Annotated in this window: 10 protein-coding genes; all 10 read right to left on the reverse strand. The window is 47.9% G+C overall.

What is annotated here, in order from left to right; genetic code table 11:
* Positions 1-65: 65 nt before the first annotated feature.
* Positions 66-2,216 carry an S-layer homology domain-containing protein gene (locus CPT76_RS24885; RefSeq protein ID WP_105444833.1) on the reverse strand — a complete coding sequence of 717 codons (2,151 nt, stop codon included), beginning with the start codon at positions 2,214-2,216 and terminating at the stop codon, positions 66-68.
* Between the two features lie 659 nt (positions 2,217-2,875).
* Positions 2,876-3,274 (reverse strand): flagellar export chaperone FliS, encoded by a 399-nt coding sequence (gene fliS, locus CPT76_RS24890; RefSeq protein WP_105444834.1) that lies wholly within the window; start codon positions 3,272-3,274, stop codon positions 2,876-2,878.
* A gap of 24 nt (positions 3,275-3,298) precedes the next feature.
* The gene (gene fliD, locus CPT76_RS40475) at positions 3,299-3,964 is read right to left on the reverse strand and encodes a flagellar filament capping protein FliD (RefSeq protein ID WP_308737664.1); all 666 of its coding nucleotides are present in this window, start codon (positions 3,962-3,964) and stop codon (positions 3,299-3,301) included.
* Entirely contained in the window at positions 3,942-4,850 is a 909-nt protein-coding gene (locus CPT76_RS40480) for a flagellar cap protein FliD N-terminal domain-containing protein (protein WP_258168783.1), read from the reverse strand. The genes fliD and CPT76_RS40480 overlap by 23 nt, the downstream gene beginning before the upstream one ends.
* A gap of 15 nt (positions 4,851-4,865) precedes the next feature.
* Positions 4,866-5,234, reverse strand: a complete 369-nt coding sequence (locus CPT76_RS24900; protein ID WP_105444835.1) for a flagellar protein FlaG — start codon at positions 5,232-5,234, stop codon at positions 4,866-4,868.
* Positions 5,235-5,371: 137 nt separating this feature from the next.
* Positions 5,372-7,111, reverse strand: a complete 1,740-nt coding sequence (locus tag CPT76_RS24905; RefSeq protein ID WP_105444836.1) for a flagellin N-terminal helical domain-containing protein — start codon at positions 7,109-7,111, stop codon at positions 5,372-5,374.
* 144 nt (positions 7,112-7,255) lie between these two features.
* Positions 7,256-7,495, reverse strand: coding sequence for a carbon storage regulator CsrA (gene csrA / locus CPT76_RS24910; protein ID WP_105444837.1), 240 nt, complete (start codon positions 7,493-7,495; stop codon positions 7,256-7,258).
* A 2-nt stretch (positions 7,496-7,497) separates the two neighbouring features.
* Entirely contained in the window at positions 7,498-7,947 is a 450-nt protein-coding gene (locus CPT76_RS24915; RefSeq protein ID WP_105444838.1) for a flagellar assembly protein FliW, read from the reverse strand.
* Between the two features lie 140 nt (positions 7,948-8,087).
* A complete protein-coding gene (locus tag CPT76_RS24920) occupies positions 8,088-8,771 on the reverse strand; it encodes a DUF6470 family protein (protein ID WP_258168784.1) in 684 nt (227 codons plus the stop codon).
* 21 nt (positions 8,772-8,792) lie between these two features.
* Positions 8,793-10,248, reverse strand: a 1,456-nt coding sequence (gene flgK / locus CPT76_RS24930; RefSeq protein ID WP_105444895.1) for a flagellar hook-associated protein FlgK, incomplete at its 5' end; no start/stop codon positions are given.

A 10,248-nucleotide genomic window follows, 5' to 3' on the forward strand; every position in this document is an offset into this window, starting at 1 on the left:
CCGTTCGAATCTACGGATAGGGCTGCATCTTGGATCACTGGTTGTCTGCTCTGGTGCTTCAACCGTTACCTCTTTTCTACCGTCTCACTGACACGGCCTTCATTATCCGTTACGACGATTTGAACCACATACGTCGCCGGATCGTTCCAGTTGATATCTACATAGTCCATGTCTCCATCTACTCCATGAAGACCTTGGTTTACTAATGTCGCCAGTTTCGCGCCTGCCGCGATCTGATCCGAGTAAGCTGGGTTCCCTAGGGCTCCTGAAGAATAGTTCTTATGAGTTTCTACATCCCACAAGTATCCATCCCACAGTTTGTTCTTAACTAGATCCGAATCACTGATCTTGTTATAGATCGGTACTAGGTTGCCCTCGGCATCTTTCGTAAAGTAGCTGATCTTCACATCTGCTTTTGTTTTCAGATCGATCGCTTTGTCGATACTGAAGTTTAGCAGCAGTCCGTTCGAATCTACAGACAGAGCCGCATCTTGGATCACTGGTTTTTGCACAGGCGCTTCTACCACGACCGTTCTATTCACTTCTTTCGCTCTATTCCCTGCTGCATCGCTCACGTTGTAGTGAATCGTGTAGGTACCGGCTACTTCCGTATCAATTTTATCTACAACCTTACCGTCCTTAGAATAAGTGACTTTAGCTTTCAAGCCAGTGTCTTTGTTATCCGTAATGGTAACACCTGCATCGACATAATCCGCGCCATACGCCAGAGTTACGGTGCCCTCGCCTTTCAAGGTGATTACCGGAGCTACTGTATCGGCAGGTTCCGTCGTTCCTCCACCATTATTCCCTCCGCCACTCGATCCGCCTGAAGATCCGCCGCTGCTGCCCTCACTACTGGAGCCACCGGAACTTCCGGAAGAAGCAGGCGTGTTCACTTGAATGGAATCCTTTTGAGAACCTTCCGTTTGGTTCGGTTTAGTTTGGAAAATAGAGCCTTTGGCGCCATCGTTAATCGTTGCGGTCTGAATCTGGCCGGAGCCGAGGAGTTTCGCTACCGCATCCAAAACCAGTTTCACGATCTTCGCTTCACTGCTCAGTTCGATCGATGTATTTCCTGCAGAACCATCAACTTGAACATTCTCGATGGAACCTTTAACCATTTGAACGGAAATGGATGCAGCGAAAACATCAACATCATCAAATGTTCCGTTCAGTGTGACTTTTGCATGTGCCGGGAGTTCCTTAGACAATTCAACATTTGTAAAGCCCTCGCCACTGGCATGGTCTTCTTCCAATTTGGCCGACGACTTCACAACGACGCTTTGGGTGACCGTAGACCCTTCAGCCACAATACGTACGGTTCCGTCCTTTTTGTTCACAACGATATTCACCAGTACGGAATCAATGAAGTGAATCGAGTTTTCACCGCCGCCCTGAACGTTTGTGGTTCCATGAACTTTGACGTTTTTCAGGGTGGCATCTCCGCTGCCAATTCCTTCGGCAAGGGTCAGGTTGCCTTTGATCTCTACATTTTGGAGTGTTACTCCAGGAGCACTGATGACAACGTTTCCATGAATAACCTGGATTTCTTGATCTTTACCGCCGTAGGTGCCAGCCTGATCAAAGGTCACGGTCTCAGCTGTTTTCTTTGCAAAGGCTGCGTCAATCAGCACTACCGCTTCCGCTCTCGTTAAACTTTTCTGCGGTTCAAAAGTTTGATCCGGGTATCCATTCATGATTTTACTTTCCAGGACTGCGGCGACACCTTGCTTGCTCCACGCAGAGATGCGGTCGGCATCCTTCAAAGTGGGCAACGAATCCGTCTGTCCCGCTGTCAGTCCCACAACTTTGGCAATCATAGCCGCAGCTTCTTGGCGGGTCACATCAGCAGAAGGGTGAATCGTCTGATCTTGGTACCCTTGGACGTATCCTGCTTTAACCGCTTTGGCTACATCCGTATAGGCCCAGTTGCTGCTGGACAGATCGGAGAATTGAACTTGAGCAGATTCGGTGTATCCAAAAATACGATTGACCAACGCGATAAATTCAGCCCGAGTAATCGATTGATTAGGTCTAACCGTACCATCCTCAAAACCTTTCAAAGTTCCTTGGTTAACCCACTCCTGCAGCTGTTTTTCAGCCCAGTGACCATTGATATCTTTTACAGGTTGCGCTGCAAATGCGGGACTAACAGCACCTAAAGTCATCCCCAAACCTAGCAATCCGGTTAACGTACCATGCAAACCTTTTTTCACAGAATATCCTCCTATAGACTTATGTAATCATACGTTAAAACGAAAAATATGAACTAAATCGACATTATTTTCATCCGATATTGCTTTACTCGACCTCCCTTTCCCAAAAAACCAGAAAACTTATAACAATAGAACCAGGACTTAAAGACTATCAATACTTCTTGTATCCTACCATATTTAGACAAAGGAAATCTATACTTTTGTTCCTTTTGTTTCCTATTACCTTTTTTATTGCTAGGATTGAATTAAAAAATAAAAACAAAAAAGACCAGAATTTGGATTCTAGTCTTTTCAGTGTCTTGCTATATCTGGCTTTTTTGTCAGGCTACATATTACTTCCTTTGGTCCATCAAAAAGCTATCCGGTGTGTATGCTGCTTCATAAGCGCTCCGCTGCATCTTGGCTTGTCCTCTGTGCTGAAGCCAGTCGGAGGCTTCCATTTTTAGCTGGTCCATGCGGTTAAGGATGAGCGGATCCGCCTGTAAAATGCTTTGTAACTGCTCAACCTGGCTCGGTGAAAATGGGGTGTGCTGCTTGAGCCGGTTCAGTTCATCAATCAGCTGCTGGCGCTCCTGGCAAAGTCCTGCAGCTCCTCGTATGCCGTATATTGCAGGCGCGCTACGACAGTTTCGGTCAACGCTTGGAGCGAAGAGATCAAGTTATCCATTGGCTGTCTCTTGGCTCAAACTGCCGGCTGTCATTTTAGCGGCTTCGGCAAAGGTTTCCCGCAGATCCATGAGATACCCCAGCGCCTCTTCAGCAGGTGCCGCCGTCTTTTTCACGTTGGACTCAATCAGTAGATGATTAATATATTCATATAAGGATGCGAGCCCTTCCGAAACGGCATAACTTCGGTCCAGCGTAGACAGCAGCTCGTTGACGATACTTTGGCTTTTGCCTAAATTCAAATTGGCCTTCTGCAAATCTTTCTTCTGCAAGCTGTCGATCCCAGCACGGACAAAGCGGATGGCTCCATCATAAAGCATCAGAAGCAGCTGCCCTGGCGTAGAGGTTTGAACGGATGACTGACGGTATTTTTCATAAGGAGATGTTATCAAGTGTCTTCACCCTTTACTAGAAAATTATTGGGTAGTTCCGAACAGACTGGACGACTGGGACTGCAGTTGATTCATGGCCGTTTCCATCGCGCTAAATTGTTTGTAATACCGGTCTTCCTGATCATCAAGCCGCTTGAGCAAATCGCTAATGCGTGACGTATATTCCTTCATTTGTTTCCCCATGACGCTCTCGTCTTTAAAAGCTGCGCTCAGGTCCCCGCTGAAGCGGTTCGTACCGGCACGATCGGAGAACTTTTGAAGCGTGTTTGTCATGGTCGTAGACAACTTGTTAACGATTCCATCTGAACCTTGAAACACATTGGACAGTTGCTGAGGATTGCTCTGTAAAGCTTTTTTCAGCTTATCCTCGTCAAGATATAGCTTACCGCCCTCGTAGTATTGGCCAGTTGTAATCCCCAGAGAGCTAAGCTGGCCGATGCTGTTGTTAATGACCGAACGCATAGCGTTAATGGTTTCTTTAAGGATGTCGTCATTTTTCAGCAGACCACTCTTCGCTTTAGCTTCCCAGGCTGTAATCTCAGTTTCCTTCATCGCCGATTTTTGCTCGTCGGTCAGCGGCGGGAAGTCGCGATACTTTTCTTCATCCACCTTGCTGTTCATGGTGTTGAGCAAGTCGTTGTAGGTGTCGATGAAGGATTTGATTGTGTCAACAGCCTTGGTTGTATCGATAGTTGTCGTTACGGTAGCTGGAGTAGATCCCGTTTTTCAACAACGTTAAGCTAATTCCATTGACCTTTAAAGTATTATCAGTAGTTGTAAATGGATTGGTACCTATAACTGTACCGCTAGAATTCAAAGTGTTGATTTCTACTTCTCCATTCTCACCGTCCTGAACGGTGGCACCTTTAAGATTCAATAATCCTAATAAGCTAGAAGTTTTGGTACCGGTATTACCGTAATCACTTTCGCTAATGCTAACTTTCTTTTCAGTTCCGTAATCTTTTGCAGTAATCGAAAACTTACCACTGACTTCGTCAAATGCCGCCACGACGTTGGCACTGGAATTATTGATTTTGCTAAGTACATTGGAAATCGTGTCTTTTGTTGAAAAGTTAAATTCTATATCATTGACTTTGATTTGAAACGTTTCTGGCTTATCATCTGTTGGTGCCGGATCTGTGGCTGCAACGTAACCACTTAATTCTCCAATCGTGGTGTTCAAACTGGCCTTAGTGGGTGTCGATCCGGAAGAATTTTTGATATCAATTTCACCAGTGGATTGGACAGTAGCTTTGGTAGCCAACTTCTTCACAGTAACACTCATAGGAACGGAAGACGCATTAGCCGAAGCCTCCGCTTTAATAGCATCTTTGTTTCCATCGACCACAGCCGTTTGAGCAGTCATGTTACTGGTCTTACCAAAGAGATCCGTGGCAGACAATTTGGTTTTAAAAGCAAACACCTTGCTATTCATTTCTCTGTAGCTATCACGCTGCCAGGAAAGGTATGTCTTCTGCTGATTTAATTTATCCAGCGGAGCACGTTTAGCAGTCATTAGTTCCTTGACCATGCTGTCGATATCCATGCCTGAAAAACCGTTAATACGAAGTGTCACTTTTGAAATACCTCCTTACACTTTAGCGTCAATCATGATGCCCGCCAATTCCATCATCTTGGCCACCAAGTCCAAGGTTTTCTCTGGCGGAACTTCACGGATCAATTCTCCTGTTTCTTTATTGAGCACCTTAACCATGATCTCATGGGTTTTATCGTGAATACTAATATCTAATGTTGTCTCCGGTCCCTGCAAGGACTTCACTGCCCGGTCAATGTTGCGGATTAATTGCTCTTCCCCTATCGAGACCGAAACGCCCTGCATTTCTTTCAATGCTAAATCTTCACCGTTTCGGATCATGGATGCTGCTGCGTTCATGGATGCGACGGAATCTGTTTTGTTCTGAGATGACGTACTCGCGGTTAAGGAAAATTGTACATTCATCCTGGCTACCTCCGACAAAAGGATATATATACTATTATCGGCTTCTAGCGCTTGGAGGTTTAGTTGATGTTGCATAATTGTAAAAAATAAAAAAGAGTCCTGGGAAAATCCCAGAACTCTTAACAATAAATTTAAGATTAACGGAGCAATTGCAGAACGCCTTGTGGCTGTTGGTTAGCTTGTGCCAACATAGCTTGTGCAGCTTGAGCCAGGATGTTGTTCTTGGTTTGTTCCATCATTTCTTTCGCCATATCAACGTCACGGATACGGGATTCAGCAGCTGTCAGGTTCTCGGAAGCTGTTCCCAAGTTGTTGATGGTGTGCTCCAGACGGTTTTGAACGGCACCCAGTTTGGAACGTGCGCTGGAAACGGTTTGAGTAGCTTTGTCAAGAACTGCGATTGCTTTAGAAGCATCTTCAGCAGTAGAGATGTTCAGAGCAGCTTCAGTTTTCACGTCGTTCGTTCCGTTAGTAACGGAGTTTTCCTTCGTGAAGCCAGCTTGACCAGCGTTACCAGTGATTCCAAGAGCTGCAGAACGCATGTCGTCAATTGTCAGAGACATCGATTGACCAGTGTTCGCACCGATTTGGAATTTAGTAGAGAAGCCAGAACCTTGTGCACCAGGTCCAACGACTTGGTCAACGTTACCGATTGTTTCAGTTCCATCAAATCCAAGTGCTGTCAACGCAGTGCCTGTACCATTAGCTACAGAAATATCTTTACCAGTTTCAGAAATAAACTGAATTTCGTTATCTTTGGAAAGAGATGCTGTAACTTTACCGTCAAGTCCTGCCTTTTGCAAAGCTGCATTCAGGTCTTTTACCAGATCATTCATAGCTGCTTGTGCAACGTTTTTATCAGCATTCGCTGTATCATAAACTTTAGGTGTTGTTCCATCGTTCAACTTAACTTCAACAGCACTATCAGAACCTACTGTGAATTTCAGGGAATCATTTGCTCCAATGGTAGTTTGGCCAGTAATTGCACCTGCAGCTTGGAGTCCCGCACGCTCAACTGTCGAAGGGTTACCGTTACCCTTTATAACTGTTGGAGGAGTTGTGGTTGGATCTGTAGTGAAACCAAGTTTTGCAGTTTCGAGTGCTGTACCCGAAATAATTACTTCGCTAGTTTTCCCAGTCGATTTTGCTGTAAATACGAGTTGATCATTCGCGTCAACTTTGATGTCAACCAAATCAGACAGTTTGGTACCACCAGAAGTGAGTTGGCCTAGTTTTGCTGCAAGTTCTTTGGCATTTGCTGTGGCAGTAGTATCATCGTCAGCAGTACCATCACCGTTTGCATCGTCAGAACCAATTGTCAGGGCTCCAACATTGAATGTTTGACCATCAACAGTAATTTTTGCTCCATCAGCGATAGAGATAGGCCCAGCTGCAATAGCAGCTCCAGTTACAGTCGCACTAGTAGCTTTTGTAATTTTAGCTCCGTCTTGGGAAGCAATACCCCCATTCAGCAACTTCTGAGTATTGAACTCAGTTGTGTTACCGATACGGTTGATTTCGGAAGTCAATTGGTTCATTTCGTCTTGCAGAGCGTTACGGTCAGTATCCGTGTTCGTTCCGTTCGCGGATTGGTTGGAGATTTCGCGCATACGTTGCAGGATGCTGTGAGTTTCGTTCAGAGCGCCCTCAGCTGTTTGGATCAAAGAGATGCCGTCTTGAGCGTTACGGGAAGCTTGGTCCAAACCGCGGATTTGGCCGCGCATTTTTTCGGAGATTGCCAGGCCGGCAGCGTCATCGCCCGCACGGTTGATGCGGAGACCGGAAGACAGTTTCTCGATATTTTTGTTTGTGTTTGCTGTGTTAATGGACAGCTGGCGGTGAGTGTTCAACGCCGCAATGTTGTGATTGATAATCATTGGGTATTTCCTCCCTGAAATATAGTTAGTACCACGTCCATGTGGTAACGCTGCCTCTTTAAGGTCGGCCGCCCCGCCAAAGCAGCGTCTAAACTATATATCGACACAGCGAACATCTCTTTTTAGACTTTTCTCGTGATTTTTTTATTTTTTATTCGGATCACGCAATTTTCCCAGGAGGGCTTCCAGCATGGCCGGTGCGGGTGCCGCCGACTCCTGGTTGCTCTCTTTGATTGAAAGGTAGATCTCTTTGCGTAAAATATCAATATGCGGCGGAGCGGAAATGCCGACTCTCACCGTATCTCCCTCCACGCTCAATATCGTGATTTCGATTTGATCCTGAATGACGATGGACTCATTTTTCTTACGAGATAATACCAGCACGATTATTCACCCGCCTTTGCTGAGGGTTGGGAGCCGCTTTCGCTCCAAAGTGGATGCCGCGTCTGATATGGAGAATGATGCAGCACAACCTGTTTGCCTAGGTTCTTCTCAGGGTTCAGCACGACAGGCGCGAGCAAATTCATCGTGGACTGATCTATCTGCTCTTTTAACGAGATGATGCAGCGAATCACGACCTGGGATTGAATATCTAGCTCCTCTGTATCCGCCTCCGGCAGCTCGAACTCGTACTGGGGATAATAAACAAACGGGTCTCCCAGCAGAAAAGCAAAGCCCGGCTCCTTCGTCGACTGCAAATAATCAAATGGGCCATCCTCCAGCGAAATCAGCGCGAACTCCGTTTCCTCCTCGAATCCCGGCATGCCTTTCGGAAACCAATAAATTTGCTCCTCGGCGATGTCGAGCTCTCCCCAGGATGCGGTCTGTATAATCATGGCGGTCACTCCTTATTCATCGATTGATATTTCTTAGTCCAAAGACTCAATCGTTTCTTATCTCTAAATAAAAAGAAAACTATAGAAGGCGATCAAGAATCCCCCTCTATAGTCTACTCTATCATTTCATGCCTTCCCAATCAGCGCTGGGTATCAATCTCCGGCGGGATATACTGCACGGACGCATACTGCTTCATATAAATGTCCAGCTTGCCCCGGGTATATTCGATCTCCGGCCGGTTCACCTGCACCTGAATATCCGTATGCGCCTTCCGGAACTCGATATCCGGCGGACGCGTGTCGATCTGGATGTCGACGTTATCGATGGAAGCTGGCGTGCGCGTCTCCGGAAAAGGAACCGGCTGCCAGTCCTCGCCATAAATATTCGCGATCGTGTTGCTGGCAATATGAATGGCCGCGGCGCGGTTACCTTCCTCGACCCTTCGGGCAATCCCCTGTAGATACAGCTCCTGAAAGCCGGAATAGATCCGGCTGTTCATATCAATAAAGTTGCCGCCGGTGAAGGCCGAAAACGCCTTGGACTGATCCACATGAAGCTCCGGCTTGTACTGGTGAATTTCCAGCTCTGACGGAGTGGTGGTCATGTTCACGTCAGCCTTAGGCTGGCGAATGGAATATTGACCCAAGTCGGCATCGATCCCAATCTGGGCCCGGTCTGGCGGATTTGCAGAATAGGCTGTACCATACCTTTTCAGCTTGCGGCCGGTGGCCAGCTGATTCTGCGTGTTGTTCATCTCGCGCGCATTGCGGTTCAAGTTCAGGAGCAGCTGGGAGTTCATCATATTGGAAGTCACTCTAAGCATTGGTTAACCCACCTTTTACCGTTATCTTCCTACAGTTCCTGTAGAGTTGATCAGTTTATCCAGCAGCTGGTCGAACGTGGTCATAAACCGCGCAGACGCGCCATACGCATGCTGGAACTTGATCAGGTTGGCCATCTCCTCGTCCAGAGACACGCCGCTGACCGACTGGCGCTGGCTCTCGACCTGCTGTACCAGAATGTCCGAGTTTTGCGTCTGCCGGCTCGCTTCCTGGGCTTGTACCCCCAGCTGTCCCACCATCGAGCTGTAATAGCCGTCGATCGTCGTGGAGCGGGTGCCGTCCGGCGAAGTAAAGTTGGTCTGCTTCATATTAGCCATGAGCAGGGCCAGCGTATTGCTTCCTTTGACAACCTTCTCGTCCGTTCCCGAACCTTCGGTTCGCATTGAGGTAGCAATCAGGGTGGGATCTTCCGCAATCTTCGTGTTCAGGCGGATATTCCCCGCCGTAATCGGACCACCGTCGCTAGATTCAAAGAAAGGCAGACCGCCCGTGGTGGTCCCATCCATCGTATATCCCAGCTGATGCAGGCCGTTCAGGCCTTTGACGGTTACGACCGTATCCTGATCGACCACCCGTCCGGTAATGCCCGGGAGGGTGACGCCGGCCGGCAGTACGCTGCCTTTAGGAATCGTGATCTGGATATCGCCGTTCGCCAAGGTGTTGGCCAAGTCATTGAGCTGCTTCTGGTAATCCTTCACGTAGCCTTCACGCGACGCAATGATGCCGTAAACCTCTCCGCCCTGCAAATTTCCTGACGCGTAGGCTGCTTCAAGAAAAGCACCCCGGTCATCCGGACCCGTACCATCCACATCCGCACTCACGGCAAACCCTTCGACGAGGGCTTGTCCGCCCATCGAAATATTATAACCCTGGTCGGTGTCCTGGACCGTGATGTTAATGATTTTGGACAGCTTGTCCGTCAGCAGGTCGCGTTGGTCTCTAAGGTCATTGGCATTGTCCCCGAGCCCCTCAATCCGTGTGATCGACTGGTTCAGGTCCGCGATGGAGTTCAGGTAGTTTTGGACCTCACTGGCTTTGACACCGACGTTGGCGGTCAAATCCTGGCTCATTTTATCCAATTGGCCGCTCATGTAGTTCATTGCATCCGTCAGGGCCGTTGCATTTTCCTTGACGACTTTGCGCGCCGCGGCGCTTTCCGGATCTTTGCTCAGGTTGGACCAGGAATTCCAGAAGTTGCCGAGCACCTTGCTGATGCCTGTGTCCGACGGCTCGTTAAAAATACCCTGCAGCTTGTCCAATGTGTCCGATTTGATCGTCCAGCTGCCGTTGGCGTTGCTTTCGCTGCGGAACTGCGTATCGAGAAAGCTCTCGCGGATCCGTTCAACCGACTGGTATTCAACCCCCGTGCCCAGCTGTCCAGGCGCAGTGGAGCGGTTCATGCCGTAAGCCTCAATCGGACGGGATGCCTGCATTTTTACGGTTTGCCGGCTGAAGCCT

This window comes from Paenibacillus sp. AR247, assembly GCF_002968895.1.
In the GTDB taxonomy this organism is placed as follows: Bacteria; Bacillota; Bacilli; order Paenibacillales; family Paenibacillaceae; genus Paenibacillus_AQ; species Paenibacillus_AQ favisporus.